The organism is Arthrobacter sp. Soil_N43, assembly GCF_057655195.1.
Genome location: NZ_JBDGML010000017.1, coordinates 1 through 15,720, shown reverse-complemented (window position 1 = coordinate 15,720; position 15,720 = coordinate 1). Strand labels below are relative to the sequence as shown.

At 65.8% G+C, this 15,720-nt stretch carries 18 protein-coding genes; 9 read left to right on the top strand and 9 right to left on the bottom strand.

The features are described from left to right. From lplAB to AC3A3W_RS00620, 6 genes are all read right to left on the bottom strand, one after another. The coding region (gene lplAB / locus AC3A3W_RS00645) for a lipoate-protein ligase LplAB (protein WP_487439966.1) at positions 1 to 1,048 on the bottom strand (1,048 nt) is incomplete at its 3' end. Positions 1,049 to 1,130: 82 nt separating this feature from the next. Then, entirely contained in the window at positions 1,131 to 1,388 is a 258-nt protein-coding gene (locus AC3A3W_RS00640) for a type B 50S ribosomal protein L31 (RefSeq protein WP_011691973.1), read from the bottom strand. Between the two features lie 144 nt (positions 1,389 to 1,532). Then, positions 1,533 to 3,575, bottom strand: coding sequence for an EAL domain-containing protein (locus AC3A3W_RS00635; RefSeq protein WP_487439965.1), 2,043 nt, complete (start codon positions 3,573 to 3,575; stop codon positions 1,533 to 1,535). A 132-nt stretch (positions 3,576 to 3,707) separates the two neighbouring features. After that, on the bottom strand, positions 3,708 to 4,517 hold the full coding sequence (locus AC3A3W_RS00630) for a TrmH family RNA methyltransferase (RefSeq protein WP_487439964.1): 810 nt from the start codon (positions 4,515 to 4,517) through the stop codon (positions 3,708 to 3,710). A gap of 19 nt (positions 4,518 to 4,536) precedes the next feature. Then, positions 4,537 to 5,322: a sulfite exporter TauE/SafE family protein gene (locus tag AC3A3W_RS00625; protein WP_487439963.1), complete on the bottom strand. Its 786-nt coding sequence runs from the start codon at positions 5,320 to 5,322 to the stop codon at positions 4,537 to 4,539. 18 nt (positions 5,323 to 5,340) lie between these two features. Then, positions 5,341 to 6,126 carry an ABC transporter ATP-binding protein gene (locus AC3A3W_RS00620; protein ID WP_487439962.1) on the bottom strand — a complete coding sequence of 262 codons (786 nt, stop codon included), beginning with the start codon at positions 6,124 to 6,126 and terminating at the stop codon, positions 5,341 to 5,343. A 122-nt stretch (positions 6,127 to 6,248) separates the two neighbouring features. On the opposite strand from AC3A3W_RS00620, the gene serB reads away from it, so the two are divergent. Beyond that, the gene (gene serB / locus AC3A3W_RS00615; protein ID WP_487439961.1) at positions 6,249 to 7,154 is read left to right on the top strand and encodes a phosphoserine phosphatase SerB; all 906 of its coding nucleotides are present in this window, start codon (positions 6,249 to 6,251) and stop codon (positions 7,152 to 7,154) included. A gap of 36 nt (positions 7,155 to 7,190) precedes the next feature. On the opposite strand, the gene AC3A3W_RS00610 is transcribed toward serB, so the two are convergent. From AC3A3W_RS00610 to fabG, 3 genes are all read right to left on the bottom strand, one after another. Beyond that, positions 7,191 to 8,033, bottom strand: a complete 843-nt coding sequence (locus AC3A3W_RS00610; RefSeq protein ID WP_487439960.1) for a VOC family protein — start codon at positions 8,031 to 8,033, stop codon at positions 7,191 to 7,193. Between the two features lie 89 nt (positions 8,034 to 8,122). Further along, the gene (locus tag AC3A3W_RS00605; RefSeq protein ID WP_487439959.1) at positions 8,123 to 8,875 is read right to left on the bottom strand and encodes an SDR family oxidoreductase; all 753 of its coding nucleotides are present in this window, start codon (positions 8,873 to 8,875) and stop codon (positions 8,123 to 8,125) included. A gap of 151 nt (positions 8,876 to 9,026) precedes the next feature. Next, positions 9,027 to 9,752 (bottom strand): 3-oxoacyl-ACP reductase FabG, encoded by a 726-nt coding sequence (gene fabG / locus AC3A3W_RS00600; RefSeq protein ID WP_487439958.1) that lies wholly within the window; start codon positions 9,750 to 9,752, stop codon positions 9,027 to 9,029. Positions 9,753 to 9,890: 138 nt separating this feature from the next. Between fabG and AC3A3W_RS00595 the strand changes: the two genes are divergently transcribed. From AC3A3W_RS00595 to AC3A3W_RS00560, 8 genes are all read left to right on the top strand, one after another. Further along, positions 9,891 to 10,325, top strand: a complete 435-nt coding sequence (locus tag AC3A3W_RS00595) for a DUF3099 domain-containing protein (RefSeq protein WP_487439957.1) — start codon at positions 9,891 to 9,893, stop codon at positions 10,323 to 10,325. Then, positions 10,322 to 10,585 carry a hypothetical protein gene (locus tag AC3A3W_RS00590; protein ID WP_487439956.1) on the top strand — a complete coding sequence of 88 codons (264 nt, stop codon included), beginning with the start codon at positions 10,322 to 10,324 and terminating at the stop codon, positions 10,583 to 10,585. The genes AC3A3W_RS00595 and AC3A3W_RS00590 overlap by 4 nt, the downstream gene beginning before the upstream one ends. Further along, positions 10,586 to 11,464: an SURF1 family cytochrome oxidase biogenesis protein gene (locus AC3A3W_RS00585; protein WP_487439955.1), complete on the top strand. Its 879-nt coding sequence runs from the start codon at positions 10,586 to 10,588 to the stop codon at positions 11,462 to 11,464. Beyond that, on the top strand, positions 11,448 to 11,948 hold the full coding sequence (locus tag AC3A3W_RS00580; RefSeq protein ID WP_487439954.1) for a YbaK/EbsC family protein: 501 nt from the start codon (positions 11,448 to 11,450) through the stop codon (positions 11,946 to 11,948). Before AC3A3W_RS00585 ends, AC3A3W_RS00580 begins: the two co-directional genes overlap by 17 nt. Before the next feature lie 114 nt (positions 11,949 to 12,062). Next, entirely contained in the window at positions 12,063 to 12,620 is a 558-nt protein-coding gene (locus AC3A3W_RS00575) for a hypothetical protein (protein WP_487439953.1), read from the top strand. 3 nt (positions 12,621 to 12,623) lie between these two features. Next, positions 12,624 to 13,166, top strand: a complete 543-nt coding sequence (locus AC3A3W_RS00570; protein WP_487439952.1) for a hypothetical protein — start codon at positions 12,624 to 12,626, stop codon at positions 13,164 to 13,166. After that, positions 13,167 to 14,171 (top strand): alpha/beta fold hydrolase, encoded by a 1,005-nt coding sequence (locus AC3A3W_RS00565; RefSeq protein ID WP_487439951.1) that lies wholly within the window; start codon positions 13,167 to 13,169, stop codon positions 14,169 to 14,171. Positions 14,172 to 14,425: 254 nt separating this feature from the next. Next, positions 14,426 to 15,715, top strand: coding sequence for a glycoside hydrolase family 26 protein (locus AC3A3W_RS00560; protein WP_487439950.1), 1,290 nt, complete (start codon positions 14,426 to 14,428; stop codon positions 15,713 to 15,715). Positions 15,716 to 15,720 lie beyond the last annotated feature (5 nt).

Below are 15,720 nucleotides of genomic sequence, written 5' to 3'. Positions count from 1 at the left end.
CCCGCTCACGGGCGGTCTCCAGCTCCGTCGGGCTGATCTCCGACGGCGTGGCACCGTACCGTCCTGAGAAGACGTCCATCATGGCGGCGACTATGTCGGTGCGGGCCAGTCCGGTCTGGCGCCGCAGCGGGTCCACCCGCTTCTTGGCGCTGGTGGTCCCCTTATCCGAAAGCTTCTCCTTGCCGATGCGCAGCACTTCCACCATCTTGTCGGCGTCGATGTCGTAGCTCATGGTCACGTGGTGCAGCATGCCTCCGTTGGCCAGCCGCTTCTGCGCAGCCCCGCCGATCTTTCCCTGGTCCGTGGCGATGTCGTTGAGCGGGACATAGAAGGCGTTAATCCCGAGCTGCTTCAGGGCAGCCATCACCCAGGCGTCCAGGAAGGCGTACGAGTCGGCGAAGCTGATGCCGTCCACGAGGGTCTGCGGCACGTACAGGGAGTAGGTGATGCAGTTTCCCGCCTCCATGAACATCGCTCCCCCGCCGCTGATCCGGCGCACCACCGTGATCCCGTGTCTGGCCACACCCGCCGGGTCAACCTCGTTGCGGTACGACTGGAAACTGCCGATGATCGCGGACGGCTCCTGCCAGTCCCAAAAACGTATGGTGGGATTGCGGCGGCCTGCCCCGACTTCCTCCGTGAGGACTTCGTCCAGTGCCACGTTCAGGTGCGTGGGCAGCACGGTGGGGGCAATGATGTTCCAGTGGTGGTCGGACCAGGCCGTGGCCTTGGACAGTGCCCTGCGCGTGGCGACCGCGACTGCGTCCGCGGAGAATCCGAACATCACCGCGTGCGGGGGCAGCGAAGCCTCCACGGCTGCGGCGATCTCCTCCGCCGTCGAGCTTTCCGGGAGTCCCTCCAGTGCCGCGTTGATGTCCAGCAGCGCCTCATCAGGCTCGAGGAAGAAATCGCCGCTGACGGAGACGCCGGCGAAGATGCCGTCGGCGATGTCGAGGTCCACCACCACGAGTTTGCCTCCCGGCACCTTGTATTCCCCGTGAAGCCGGGGGGCGCCGTCGTCGTCTGCAGAAAATGGCGTGGCAGTCATGCTTTCCATCCTGCCCCAGAAACGCAAAAAGCCCGCACCGTTGCCGGTGCGGGCTTTCCAAAGAACCTTGGCGGGAAGTGAATTACTTCTTGCCGCCGAAGCCCTTGAAGCGAGCGTTGAAGCGCTCGACGCGGCCTGCGGAGTCCATGATGCGCTGCTTGCCCGTGTAGAACGGGTGGGACTCGGAGGAGATTTCGACGTCGATGACCGGGTAGGTGTTGCCGTCTTCCCACTCGATGGTCTTCTTGGAAGACACGGTGGACTTGGTCAGGAACTTGACGCCGGAAGCCAGGTCGTTGAATACAACAGCTTCGTACTTCGGGTGGGTATTGGACTTCATAATGGGACCTTTGTTCGCAGCGCTGGATTTTGCCAGCCGCCAGGTATGAATGGGATGGCCGTGTCTGCGTCACAAGCAAGCTGGAAACGCAGGGCGGCCAGCTATCAAGCATAGTGCATCAGGTGCGGCCTGACGAACGGCGGCCTAGGAATTCCGATAGAACGCTTCGTCCAGGCCGTCTCGGTTCTCCGCCGGATCCCTAAGGTACCTGTCCAGGACGCCAATCCGCGCATCCAGGGCCAGCGGTTGCCCGTCCGGGCGCCCCAAAAGATACCCCTGCCCGGCAACGACGGGCTGCAGCATGGCGGCGGAAAAGCGCGGCTGGAGGAGGGCGCTGAGCATGCCGGGTGTTTCGATGCCCTCTGCGACGATCCACCCTCCTGCTTCCTGGATGAAGGTGATGGCCGCGGACACGGTAGCCATCGACGACGGGTCGACGCCCAGTCGGGCCACGACTTCCCCGTCAATTTTGATGATGTCGAACCTCACCAGCCTGAGCGCGTGCAGGCCGGCGTTGCTCCGCCCCATGTCATCCAGGGCAAGGCGGAAGCCCAGGTCCTGGGCCTGCCTGAGTGTGCGGACCGGTTCGGCGTGGTGCAAGGCAGCCTGCTCCGTCACCTCCAGGACGACGTCCTCGGGTTCCAAGCCCGCCACGGCAAGCTCGGAAACGAGGCCGCCGAGGTCGAAACTGTGGAGCGCGTCCGGGTGCACATTGATGAACAGCAGCCCCTCCCACTGGCGGCTGCCCACTGACGCCAGCACCGCCGACCGGGCTCGGGCGTCCAGCGCGGCAGCGATGCCGAGGCGTTCAGCAAGGTCGAAGGCCTCCTGCGGCCCATTGATCCGGGATCCCTCCGGCAGCCGCATCAGCGCCTCGTGGGCCAGTACGACGCCCCGGTGAAGGTCCCAGATCGGCTGAAAGGCGATGCTGAGGTGGGTGTCGCAAGACACCAGGTGCGTCAGCTCGTCGATTTTCTCGGCACTGACGATGTGGCCTTCCGCCATGGACGCGAAGGTGACTGTCCGTCGCCGCCCCAGCCGCTTTGCTTCGTAGAGGGCGGCGTCGCTGCGTTCCCAGAGCTCCTGCAGGCCGACGGGCTCCGCGGCGTGGCTGACGGCGATGCCGGCGCTGAACGTCGCCCCCGGGAAACGGGGGGCCAATGCGGCGCGGACCCGTTCGAGCGCCTCCGTTGCCTGATCCTCGTCGCTCCCGGGCAGTATGACGGCGAACTCGTCTCCGCCGAGCCGGAACGGCACGTCATCGGCAGCGAGCTCGTCGAAGGCGTCTGCCAGGCCCATGAGGACGCGGTCCCCGTGGCTGTGCCCGAGTCGGTCGTTCTGCTGCTTAAATCCGTCCAGGTCCAGCAGGGCGAGGGCCACCACACTGTACTTCCTGTCCGCCAGCCGGGCCTCCAGTGAGGGCTGGAAAGGCCGCCGTCCCGAGAGCCCGGTCAGCGGATCCGCGTCCGCCTCCTGTTGGGCCCTCAGGTGGCGGCGCTGCAAGGACCGTCCGCCAAGCACGTAGGACAATGGCGTGGCGACGAGGATCGCGGTCAACAGCCCAAAGAGCTTGTTCGGGCCGATGTCCCGCAAGAGCGCGGCGATAACCCCGGCCTCCTGGTCGACTTCCAGGACCAGGGGGCCATCCGGGCTGGAGACGGGCACGAGGAATTCGTACCTGGTCACGCCTGTGCCGCCGATTTCGGATTCAGATTTGACGGTGGTCCTGCCAGTGAGGAGCACCTCGCTGAGGCGTCCTGCATCCTCCTCCTCCGAGGCGCCGCCGTCGGCCCCGTTGCTGCTGGCCAGCAGCCTGCCGCCGCCGTCAAACAACCCCACGTAGACGGTGCCGTTGCTGCGCTTCACATGGGCCAGCTGGTGTGCCATGGCTTCCGAACGTTCTGCGGGTTCGGTCTTTTCCGCCAAAGCGTCCTCGAGTCCTGCGGCGAGCAGTTCGTAGTCGCGGCGGGATTCCTCCAGCGCCTGATCAATGACCTGCTGCCGGGCGAGTCCGAATTCAATCAGGCCCGCGACGAGCATGGCGGCGGACACCGCGAAAGCCCAGCGGACCAGGAAGGACAGTCCCGGCCAGCGGGGACCCGCCTGCCTGCCGCGGTTCGGCCGCCTGCCCGATTGCCTGGCCGCCCGGTCCGCACCCGTCCGCCAATGGTGACCATGATTTTCCACAACGCCCCCCGCCGCAAGGAATAACGGACACCCTACCTGCGAAACGGAGAACCGGCTAGGAACCTGCCGCCGGGCGCGTTGTGCCTAAGGCCATGACGCCCCCGGCCACACGTGTCGGCGGCCATCGGATCTTCAGGCCCGGGGCCGCAGCTCCCAGAATGCCACCGCGGAGGCCGCGGCCACATTCAGCGAATCCACGCCCGTGCGCATCGGGATCTTCACGGCGAGGTCGACGGCGTCAAGAGTCTCGGCGCTCATGCCCGCACCTTCAGTGCCCAGCACCAGCGCGAGCCGGTCCAGGTTCTGGGCCGCAAGAACATCGAGGTCCACCGCATCCGGGGTCAGCTCCATGGCCGCCACCGTGAACCCCTCCTCTTTAAGTGCTTGAAGGTCCTGCGGCCAGCTGTGCAGCCGAGCCCACGGCACCTGGAACACCGTGCCCATGCTGACACGGACGCTGCGCCGGTACAGCGGGTCGCCGCAGCGGGGAGACACGAGGACGGCGTCAACGTCCAGCGCGGCCGCGGAACGGAAGATCGCCCCGACGTTGGTGTGGTCCACGATGTCCTCCAGCACGGCCACACGCCGGGCACCGGCCAGCAGCTCGTGCAGTGGCACGGGTGACGGGCGGTGCATGGCGGCCATGGCCCCGCGGTGCAGGTGGAATCCGGTGATTTCCTCGAGCAGCGCAGAACTGCCGACATATGCGGGAACGTCCGGGTACTGCTCAAAGATGTCTGCGAGGTCCGCGAGCCACTTTTCGGCGAGGAAGAACGAGCGGGGCCGGTGGCCCGCGGCGAGTGCCCGCCGGAGCACCCGGGACGATTCTGCAATGTACATGCCCTCGGCCGGCTCCCTGACTTTTCGCAGGTGTACGTCCGTGAGTTGCGTATAGTCCGAGACGCGCGGGTCCTGGGCGGATTCGAGGTAGTGGAAAGTCACCGGGCAGCCATTTCAGTAATCATCGGAGCAGATTTGCGATCATGAAGCCCAGCGCGACCAGCCCGAGAGCGAAGATGACGCCCCGCAGGACCGGCGGCGAGAGCCTGCGGCCCACCTTGGACCCGACGACGCCGCCGATGAGTGAACTGACGGCGATGATGGCTACGACGACCCAGTCGATACGGTCGGCGGCAAAGAGCACATAGGACGTCGCCGCGATCAGATTGACCCCGAGCACCAGGATGTTCTTCATCGCGTTCGCGTTCTGGATGGTGCCGGTCATGAAGACGCCAAGGATGCCGACCAGCAAGATCCCCTGGGCAGCGACGAAGTAACCGCCGTAGACGCCCGCCAGATAGACAAGCACCACGAGGAGGATGCCGTGGTGCTTGTCCCGGAGCGCGTGTTCCGGGTTCTCTTCACGGTTGCGCACCCATCTTTGCAGGCGGGGCTGGAACACCACCATCAGCAGGGCCAGCACGATCAGGGCCGGAGCCGCGTAGTGGAAGACCTCTTCAGGCAGGTGCAGCAGGAGCCACGCGCCGGAGATGCCGCCCAGGAGCGAGGCCGGGAGCAGCTTCAGCAACTGGCGGCCCCGGCCTGCGAGCTCGCGGCGGTAGCCCCAGGCTCCGGCCGCGCCGCCTGCCACGAGGCCCATGGCATTGCTCATGGACGCTGTCACCGGCGCCAGGCCCAGGGCTATCAGCACCGGGAAGGTGACCAGGGTGCCCGACCCTACAACGCTGTTGATGGTGCCGGCCCAAAGGCCCGCGAAAAACACCAGGGTGCCGCTAAGAAACTCCACTCTGCGCCGGCCGCCCGGTCAGCGGCGGGCAGTGGCGGTGTAGCGCCCGGCGTTGAGCGTGACGTCCAGCGGCAGGCCGAAGGTCGCGCTCAGGTTCTCCGAGGTGAGGACCTCCCCGACCGGCCCGGCGGCCACAACGCCACCGTCCCGCATGAGCATGGCGTGGGTGAAGCCCGGGGGGACTTCCTCGAGGTGGTGCGTGACAAGCACGATGGCGGGAGCAGCATCGTCGCGGGCCAGTTCGCTGAGGCGGTGCACCAGGTCCTCGCGCCCGCCCAGGTCCAACCCGGCGGCGGGCTCATCGAGCAGCAGCAGTTCAGGGTCGGTCATGAGCGCGCGGGCGATCTGGACGCGCTTGCGCTCCCCCTCGGATAACGACGCGAAGGTCCGGTTCAGCAGTGGCCCCATTCCCCAGTCGTTCAGCAGGCCGAAAGCACGGCGTTCGTCGTCCTTCTCATACCCTTCACGCCAGCGGCCCGTGACTCCGTAAGCGGCCGTGACGACAACATTGAGCACTTTCTCGTGCTCGGGGATCTGGGTCGCCAGGGCGGCGGAGGACAGGCCAATCCGGGGGCGCAGTTCAAAGACATCCACGGCGCCGAGAATTTCCTCCAGGATCCCGGCCTCGCCGCTCGTCGGGTGGAGCCTGGCGGCAGCGATCTGGAGCAGAGTGGTCTTGCCAGCGCCGTTGGGTCCGAGGATCACCCAGCGCTCGCCTTCCCTGACCTGCCAGTCGACCTTGCTCAGGAGCGTTTTGGCTCCGCGGACAACGCTGACGGCGGCCATTTCAAGAACATCACTCATAGGAGTAGACACTAGGACAAAACAGGGTACGACTGATAACTGAAAACGTCGAACGCTGTCCCGGGTGTCTGGACCGCGAAATGAATTCGGGCGCCACTGCCGTGCTGGCTAAGATTGCAGCCATGACTTCGAACGTGACTGCGGTCAGCTACGGCGTGAATTTGTCCCCCTCGGAAGCGGAAAACCTCCGCTCCCTGCTGGTCGGCTCCGGGACAACGTTCGAAGCGGAGTCCCGCAGCGGAAACGACCGCTATGACGTCTGCACCGTTGACTTCGCCGTGCCGTCCGGTTCGGGCGCGGACATCGCCGCTTTGCGCCACCGCGTCGCCGCCGCGAAGGAAAGCCCGGATCGCGGCGGCGTGGATACGGCCATCGTGCCCGCGGACCTGCGCCAAGCAGAGCGCAAGCTCCTCATCATGGACGTTGATTCGACGCTCATCCAGCAGGAAGTCATCGAACTCCTCGCCGCGTACGCCGGCAAGCGCGACGAGGTCGCCGCGGTGACCGAGGCCGCCATGCGCGGGGAACTGGACTTCGCCCAGAGCCTGCACGCGCGGGTGGCGGTCCTCGCCGGACTGCCGGCCGCCGTCGTCGATTCCGTCCGTGCTGAAGTGAAGCTCAGTGAGGGCGCTGCGGAACTTGTGGCGGCGTTCAAGGCCGCAGGCCATGTGGTGGCCGTGGTGTCCGGAGGCTTCAACCAGATCCTCCGACCCATCGCCGAGGACCTGGGCCTGGACTACTGGATCGCGAACGAACTGGAAATTGTGGATGGCGCCCTCACGGGCAAGGTGCTCGGCGACGTCATTGACCGTGCAGCCAAGGAGAAGTACCTCCGCGAATGGTCAGCGGCCGAAGGCATTGCGATGGAGCACACGATTGCCGTGGGCGACGGCGCCAACGACCTGGACATGCTCGGGGCGGCAGGTATCGGCGTGGCCTTCAACGCCAAGCCCGCCGTGCGCGCCGTGGCGGATGCCGCGATCAACATGCCGCACCTGGACGCCGTGCGGCACATCGCCGGAGTCTGAGCCGGCACACTCCCGAGATCCCAGACGGCCGGCCGTTCAGCCGGATGGCGGCGTGTACTGGCTTGCGGTGAATACCGCTCCCCCGGGATCCCGGATCAGGGCCGTACGCGTCCATTCCGTGTCCTCCTGCCCCAAAACGCGGCCGCCGAGGCGTTCGGCGTCCACGGCAGCCCGGTCCCGGTCTGCGACGGTGAACGTCACGTGCCACCGCGGGCGCTCCCCGGCAGCCGCGGGCGCAAGCCATGCCACGGCGTCCTCAAAACCACGTGGAACTGCGTCACCGGACTGGCGGACCCTGATGTTGGGGTCGACCGTGGCCTCCAGGTGGTCACCATAACCGGGGCGGCGGATCATGGTGCCGAAACCGAGATCATCGAATTCCCAGTGGAAAGCTTTTGCATAGAACGCGCCGGCTGCCGCCACGTCTGTCGTGTGGAGGTCGCTGAAGTTCCATCCCCCGGGCAGGTTGACTGCCTGGGCCCCAGGGCGTCCACCGGCCTGCCAGATGCGGAACTCGGCGCCCTGGGGGTCGGCCAGCACCGCCTGTACGCCTCCTGCACCATCGGCAGGAGCTGATTTCAGCGTGGCGCCGACCGACAGCAGGTGCCGGACGGCAGTGTCCGCATTATCTACGGAGACGTAGGTGTGCCATGTGGGGAAACCGATGCCGGGGCCGGCAATCGCGCCGGCCTCCTGACCGTCCAGTGTTGCTATGACGTACCTGCCGGCGGCGCCGGGCGGGGCGGCGTCCTCAAACTCCCAACGAAAAAGCCCGCCGTAGAACGCCATGGCTGCGTCCACGTCGGGCTGCTGCGTGTCCACCCAGCAGGGGACGCCTTCAGGATAGGTCCGTGCTGTCCCCTGTCGCTGCTGTTCCATGCATACGACGTTAGGCGGCCCGGCGCTGCCGGGCAACGGCTTCGGCGAAGGCCCCGGGCAGGAGTGCTGCCCGGAGCCCCTTCCGATCGCTATCCGGCGTTCTTGCCGAAGTAGTCGGCGCCTCCGGCGTATTCCGTGTGGCCGGATTCGACGTCGGCCGTTGCCATTCCGGCGACCACTTCAGCAAACTCCTCGACGGAGTACAGCTTGCCGGCCTCCGCGCGGCGGGCTTCGATGGCGCCCGGGTTGGAGCGGTCCAGCAGCGTCGCCGTCACGGTGCCTTCGATCATGTCACCGGAGACCACGACGAGCGAGATGCCCTTCTCCGTGAGGCTGGGCAGCAGTTCACGCAGCGCGTCCTCGCCGGCGCGCTTGCTGCGCGCAACCGGCTCATACTCCGGCATGGTGGGAACGGTGTTGATGAAGTGGGCCTGGTGGCTGGTCACGAAAACCACGCGTGAACCCTCCTGCATCAGGGGCACAGCCGCGTTGAGCATGTTGATCTGCGCGTCGCGGTTGAGCTTCAGGGCGTAGCCCTCCTCCATGCCCGACTCCATGCCGCCTGACGCGTTGAGCACCAGGACATCAAGCGATCCGAAGTTCTCCATGGCCGCACTCGCCAGCGCGTGAACGCCCTCGTTGGTGGTGAGGTCCGCGCCGACGGCAACGGCGCGGCCGCCCGCGGCCTCAATGCCGGCCACCACTTTGTTGGCGCGCGGCGCCTTCTGGCGGTAGTTGACGACGACGGCGGCACCCTCGCCGGCCAGGATCTTTGCCACTTCGGCGCCGATTCCCCGCGAGGATCCGGTCACGATGGCGGTCTTGTTGTCCAGCAGTCCCATACGAGCTCCCTTTGTTCGAAACGTCTAAATCGCTGTAAACCTGCAGTCCATCATGCCAGCGCGGGCTCCCGATCCGCTTGTTTGACCTCCACAAAGAAGCCCGGGCCGGATAGTTTCCTGGCGGCGGGGCCGCCGCGCAAGAGGCTGGCTGCTAGTGGCCCATTCCCAGGCCGCCGTCGACAGGAATAACGGCACCGGAGATGTAGGAGGCCTCGTCGCTGGAGACCCAGCGGACGACGTTGGCCACCTCGGAGGCATCGGCGAACCGGCCCGCCGGCACTTTGGCGAGGTAGTCCTTCTGGGTTGCCTCCGGCAGCTCGGCGGTCATGTCGGTGTTGATGAATCCCGGGGCCACGACGTTTGCTGTAATGCCGCGCGAGCCTAGTTCCCTGGTCAGGGACCGGGCGATGCCGACCAGGCCTGCCTTGGAGGCCGAGTAGTTGATCTGGCCCGGCGCACCGTACAGGCCGGAGACAGAGGAGATGAGAACAACCCGGCCCTTGCGCAGCCGGATCATGCCCTTGGAAGCGCGCTTGATCACACGGAATGCGCCGGTGAGGTTCGTGTCAATCACGGAGGTGAAGTCATCTTCGCTCATGCGCAGCAAGAGCATGTCCTTGGTGATGCCGGCGTTGGCGACCAGCACCTCGACAGGACCGTGGGCGGCCTCGACCTCGGCGAAGGCGGCGTCCACGGATGCTTCGTCCGTCACGTCCGCCTTGACACCCAGGATGCCGGCAGGCAGTTCAGACTCGCTCCGGTAGGTCACAGCCACCTTGTCCCCGTTGGCCAGAAAGGCCTCGGCGATGGCGAGGCCGATGCCCCGGTTTCCGCCGGTGATGAGGACGCTGCGGGCCTGGGTGGCTGCTTCAGACATGTGTGCTCCGGATTCTGCGGAGCATGGCTCCGCTGTGGTGGCAGGATTTTGGACTGCCTCCGATCTTAGCGCCCGTTTGGGCGGCTCCCCCGGATGGTGAGAGAATTAAGTGAGCCATTGGAGCGTGATTAGACAGCAGTGACACCCCACCACCAGCCCGGACAGCCGATGCCCGAGAAGCCTGGCACCGCATCCGGTCATCCGGAGGTGCACAGCATCACGGACGCAGCCGCAGCGCATTCCGAGGACATGCGGGAGCGCATGATTAAGTACGCGCTGGCTATGGGCATCCGTATGGTCTGCCTAATCCTGATCTTCGTGGTGGACGGCTGGTTTAAGCTCGTCGCTGTTGCCGGCGCGGTATTCCTGCCGTGGATTGCAGTGGTGATCGCCAACGGCTCGGACAAAGCTGAAATCCACAGCGTCTCGCTCCTGGACTACGCGCCATATGCGGAACTGGAGGCGTCCGAGGGAGTGCAGTCCGCTGATGCCGGGGAGGACGAGCCGACGGTACTGCAGGGCGAGCTGATCAGCGACGAAGACGACGACGGCCGGGAACAGAAAGCCTCATGAACATTTTCAACCTCGGCGGCGGTGCGGGCGGTACGACCGGCCCGGGCTCCGCGGCCATGTGCTCACGTAAGGCCTGCAGGGCCGATGCGGCCTGGCAGCTGCTGTGGAACAATCCAAAGATCCACACTCCGGAGCGCCGCAAGGTGTGGCTGGCGTGCGGCGAGCACAGGGAGTGGCTGGAAGACTACCTGCAGACGCGGGGCCTGTGGAAGGAAACCGTTCCGCTCGACGCCGCGCCGGCTCCAGGCGGGAACAGCTGAATGTACCGTTTCCTTTTCTCCAGCAAATGGCTGGGATACCTTCTGCTGGCCGCGATCTTCGCCACCGGCTGCGTCTTCTTGGGGCGCTGGCAGATGGACCGCCGTGCAGAAACCCTGGCGGAGATCCAGCGTGTCACAGCAAACTATTCAGCCACGCCGATCAGTTTCCCGGAAGCAAGGGATCAGTTCCGCCAGCTGGATCCGGCCCGGGAATGGACACAGGTTGAGCTGCGCGGAAGCTATGACGCCGCCGGGCAGCGGATCGTCCGCAACCGTCCCCTCAACGGCCAGCCCGGGTACGAGGTGGTGGTACCGTTCCGGCTCGCCTCCGGCGAAACCGTGGTGATTGACCGCGGTTGGCTGCCGATTGGCAACAACAATCCCGGCCGCCCGGACTCCGTGCCGGCGCCGCCTTCCGGGCAGGTCACCGCGGTTGTGCGGCTCAAGCACGGCGAGCCGTCCCTCCAGCGCGGGGCTCCCGAGGGCCAGCTGGCGTCCATCGACCTGCCGGCGTATTCGGCCGAATTGGGCTATCCGTTGCTGACCGGCGCGTACGGGCAGCTGGCCTCTGAAACACCGCCCGCCGCCGAGATGCCGCAGCCGTTCCCCAGGCCATCGGTGGAAGAGGGCACGCACCTGTCCTACTCGCTCCAGTGGTTCGCGTTCGGCATCCTCATGTTTGTGGGCTTCGGCTATGCCGCCCGCCAGCAGGCCCGTAACGCCGCGCTCGACGCTGAAGACGCCGAAGCGGCAGGCGCCGCCGGTGACCACGGACACACTGCCGCGGCAGCCCGCCGTCGTCCGCCAGCAGCGCGCAAGCGCAAGCGGGCCACGGCAGAAGAAGAGGAAGACGCGATTCTGGATGCCCAAGGCTACTGAGCACGGCAGCCCCGACCCGCTTCCCGACCCGGTGGCCAATGTACGGCGTGCACTCACCGCGGCGGGTGTCGTGGATACGGTCAGGGTCTTCCCGGGCAAAGTGCCGACGGCGGCCGCTGCGGCTGCCGCGCTCGGCTGCGACGTCGCGGCGATCACCAACAGCCTGGTGTTCGAACTCGACGGCGCTCCCCTGCTCATTCTGGCCAGCGGCGCGGCGAGGGTGGATACCGCGTACGTCGCAGCCCAGCTGGGCGCCGGACGCATCCGCCGCGCCACCCCGGATTTCGTACTGGAACACACCGGGCAGGAAGTTGGCGGCGTGGCCCCGGTGGGCCACCCGGAGAAGATCCGCACGCTCCTGGACGCCTCTCTGGAAGAGCATGGGACGCTGTGGGCAGGGGCGGGCGACCACCACTCGATGTTCGCGATCAGCTATGAAGAACTGCGGAGAATCACCGGCGCCCACCCGTTGCGGGTCAGGTAGCCTGGCGGCGGTGCATTGGCGAACGCCGAAGCCTATGACAATAGGCTCCGAGCCTCTATTCTCTTGCCATGAGCGTTCGGGTCACAGTCCGGCGGCACCGCCTGCGGGTGACCCGTGGACACTAAAAACGTTCCGCCCCATGACAGCTACGCCGCCTTCCTTGCTCGGGTGGACGCGGCGACCGCGAGCCTGAGCGCCCGGGCTGCCTCCCTGGACAAGGCGCTGAAGGCCGTCTCCCTGCTCGTGGATCCCTACCATTCGGCCGTGCGGAAATGGGAACGACGGCGCACCCACGTTGCCGAGCGGCTGGCCCGGCTCACCGGGACGCCACGGACGCATACCGCGCTGAGCGAGCTCCACGACATGGCAGTGAGGATGGAGTCGATGCTCCGTGTCCGCGCTCTGCGCGTTACGGAAAAGTTAGCGATAATGCAAGGACGCCGGGACGCCATCGATAAATCGCTCCTGGAGCTTGAGGTCAGCAGGGTCAAACTGAATTCTTCCCGCATGCTGTCCCAGGACCGCGAAAACCTCAGCAGGGTTTTCTCTGAACTTGCCGGCTCAGCCGGTGCCGCGCCGACGATTCCCGACCTGGGTCTGCGTCGCGATCTCAAGGAAGCGCGAGAGGCCGTCATCCTGGCTGAAGCGCTCATGGAAGTGAAGGGGCACTAAAACATGGAGACTTCAGGGCACGATCAGCTGCGCAGGAACACCGTCACACTCGTGCGCTGGTCGAAGAAGCCTGGCGAGGATCCCTTTATTCGGTTCATCATGCTGAGTGTCTTCGGTTTGGTCCTCTGCCTGATCTCGATGATCTTCTTGCCCTTCCTCAGAAATTTCGCCGCTTTCGCATTGTTCATGGTCATCTTCCCGGCCATTCTCACTGTTCCCACGATCTCCGGCCGACGGGGCTTTATGCGGGAGCTCACCAAGACGGTCAATGACACAGTCATAGAAGTCACCGGCGCACGCAGCGACCAGCTCTCGGTCAGGCAGTTTCGGCAGCTGGTCAAGAGCGGTGAGCAGCTTCCGCTCCTCGTCAACGGGGTTCCCGGGTTGAATCTGCATGTGGAACGCACCTCAACGCTGGCGAAAAATGCCCCTGAGAAATGGCTCGTGGTCTTTACCGTCATCCCACCGAACAACGGGACCGCCAGCTTCGACCGGCTGCTGGCCGCGGCAAGTGAGGCCCGCCCCGAGTCCCCCGGCGCCAGCTAGGTGACGGACTCATCCGGCTCACGGGCCCCGCATGAACACGCCGGGGCTAGCGGCGGCTGGGTAGAAGTGGCGAACGCCAGGATCTACTGGGAGGCCACGGGTGATCCTGCGGGCGTGCTCGTGCTGTACCTTCACGGCGGCCCAGGCGGCTCCCTGGGCAAGGGCGGCTACCGCAAGCGACATGATCCGGCCCGGTTTTGGACTGTCGGCTTCGACCAAAGGGGATGCGGCAAAAGCACCCCAGCCGTCCAGGATGACTTGGACCATCTCGGTGAGAACACGACACAGGCTTTGATCTGTGACATCGAAGCGGTTCGCCGCCACCTGGGAATTGAGAACTGGATCGTCACCGGCGTCTCTTGGGGCAGCACACTCGCCCTCGCTTATGCCCTCGAGTATCCGGAACGGGTGATCGGCATTGCCCTCGTCGCAGTGACAACGACAAGCCGCGACGAGGTTCAGTGGATCACCGAAGGCGTCGGGTGCATCTTCCCCGAGGCCTGGGATGCCTTTGCGGCTGCCGCCAACGCGAAATCCGGCGAACGCATTGTTGAGGCCTACGCGCGTCGGCTGGCCGGCACGGACCGCGACGACGCTCAACTGGCGGCGCTGGCATGGGACCGATGGGAAGCAACACATGTCTCCCTGGACCCAAACTGGCAGCCGGGTACGCTCATTCAGGACGAGAGGGAACGCATGACGTTCGCTCTCCTCGTCACGCATTATTGGTCGAACGACGCATTCCTGGCCGGAGGCCGCGACATCATGGCGCGCATCCGCGAGCTCGACGGGATTCCCGGTTACCTTGTCCACGGTCGACGGGACGTGAGCGGGCCAGTCATAACCCCGTGGAAGCTTCACCAGCGATGGGCCACCAGCCGCCTCATCGTCATCGAGAACGAGGGGCACGGCGGTCCGCAATCCATGATGGCACTGACAGAAGCAGTTGAAGCCATAGCCGGATCCGGGGGTGCGGCCGCGCGTCTCGGTCCTGCGTGTAGATGAGCCGGCAAGGCTGACCCTTCCTGATTCGACCTATGTCCCCAGTCGCGGGTTTTCCGACCTAATCGCAGGTTCTGCACAGGGTTTGCCGAGGATCAGCTCACGACGCTATTCGTCAGCCATTTCCCCGGTACAGAATTATCAGGCATCCACTAATGGCCGCTGCGTCCGGCCTACACCAGCCCTACGGTAGGGCCGGCGATTTCACGAAATGCTGGGGAGTGTTTGTGCATAGGAAGCGTTTTTCTCGATTTCTCGTGACCGGCCTCATCCTGTCGCTGGCAGGAATGTTTGGCCTAGCAGTGCCCGCCGAGGCTGCTGGCCGTGCTGAAATCACCCTGGGCGACTCTGCGGGGCCGGCAGGGGCCTCCGTGACGGTCAACGGCGTGGGCTTTGCCCGTCAATCCTCCGGAACACTTACGGCAGGATCATCCAGCGTCCCGTTCACCACCAAGGCCAACGGCTCCTTCACGGCGGCAGTGACCATCCCGCAGACGACCTCAGCCACGGTGACGGTAACGGCCAAGGCCGGCAAGGCCACGGCGTCAGCCCCCTACACCCTCACCTACAGCCCCGCCTCACTGGGCGCAGGCTCGCAGGGTGCGGCCGCTGCCTTCACGGCCCCGATGACAATGGCCGCCCGAACCCAGACAATGACAACAACAACATCCACCCCGCCGATGAGCTCGGACCCGCTGCGGTTCGGGGTGTCGACCCCGGGCGGCCCCCTCGCCGCCGGCGAACTGGACGCCGTCGCCACCCTGGTCAACGAAAACCCTTCCATCGTCATGTCCTACAAGGACTTTAGCCAGGCCGCACCGATCGCTGACCTGAACGCCGTCGACGCCCGTGGCGCCACCAGCCTGATCACCTGGGAGCCATGGCTGTGGAGCGGGAACGGCGCAAACCAGCCCTCCTACGCCCTGGACCGCATCACTGCCGGAGACTTCGACGCCTACATCCAGCAATGGGGCACAGCCCTGAGGAACTGGAGCAAGCCCGTCATGCTGCGCTTTGCCCATGAAATGAACGGCAACTGGTACCCCTGGGCCGAGGCCGCGAACGGCAACGGCGCCGGGGATTACGTTGCGGCCTGGCGGCACGTCCACGACGTGGTGGCCGCGACCGGCGCGACAAACGTGCAGTGGGTCTGGAGCCCGAACATCCCATACTGGGGATCCACGCCCCTGGCCGGGCTCTACCCCGGCGCCGGCTACGTCGATGTTGTCGGCCTGGACGGCTACAACTGGGGAACCGCAGTGTCCTGGAGTTCCTGGACCTCGCCCTCGGCCCTGTTCGGCGAAGGGCTGGCAGTGCTCCGCGGCCTCGCCCCGGGCAAGCCGATCATCATCTCCGAAACCGCCTCAGCCGAGGCCGGGGGCTCCAAAGCCAACTGGAACACTGCCCTGGTCTCCTACCTGGCGGCACAGCCTGACGTTACCGGCCTTGTCTGGTTCCACCACAACAAGGAAGTGGACTGGCGGATCAACAGCTCCACCTCGTCGGCCAACGCCCTCGCCGCGGCCCTGGCGGCCCGGAACTCCTGAGACCG

What these genes read in the sequence shown, in the direction of transcription:
- AC3A3W_RS00605 (WP_487439959.1), bottom strand. Translation starts at nt 8,875, where the DNA reads ATGGGACTGCTGGACAACAAGACCGCCATCGTGACCGGATCCTCGCGG.
- AC3A3W_RS00580 (WP_487439954.1), top strand. Translation starts at nt 11,448, where the DNA reads ATGCCCAAGGCTACTGAGCACGGCAGCCCCGACCCGCTTCCCGACCCG.
- AC3A3W_RS00640 (WP_011691973.1), bottom strand. Translation starts at nt 1,388, where the DNA reads ATGAAGTCCAATACCCACCCGAAGTACGAAGCTGTTGTATTCAACGAC.
- serB (WP_487439961.1), top strand. Translation starts at nt 6,249, where the DNA reads ATGACTTCGAACGTGACTGCGGTCAGCTACGGCGTGAATTTGTCCCCC.
- AC3A3W_RS00610 (WP_487439960.1), bottom strand. Translation starts at nt 8,033, where the DNA reads ATGGAACAGCAGCGACAGGGGACAGCACGGACCTATCCTGAAGGCGTC.
- fabG (WP_487439958.1), bottom strand. Translation starts at nt 9,752, where the DNA reads ATGTCTGAAGCAGCCACCCAGGCCCGCAGCGTCCTCATCACCGGCGGA.
- AC3A3W_RS00585 (WP_487439955.1), top strand. Translation starts at nt 10,586, where the DNA reads ATGTACCGTTTCCTTTTCTCCAGCAAATGGCTGGGATACCTTCTGCTG.
- AC3A3W_RS00570 (WP_487439952.1), top strand. Translation starts at nt 12,624, where the DNA reads ATGGAGACTTCAGGGCACGATCAGCTGCGCAGGAACACCGTCACACTC.
- AC3A3W_RS00620 (WP_487439962.1), bottom strand. Translation starts at nt 6,126, where the DNA reads ATGAGTGATGTTCTTGAAATGGCCGCCGTCAGCGTTGTCCGCGGAGCC.
- AC3A3W_RS00590 (WP_487439956.1), top strand. Translation starts at nt 10,322, where the DNA reads ATGAACATTTTCAACCTCGGCGGCGGTGCGGGCGGTACGACCGGCCCG.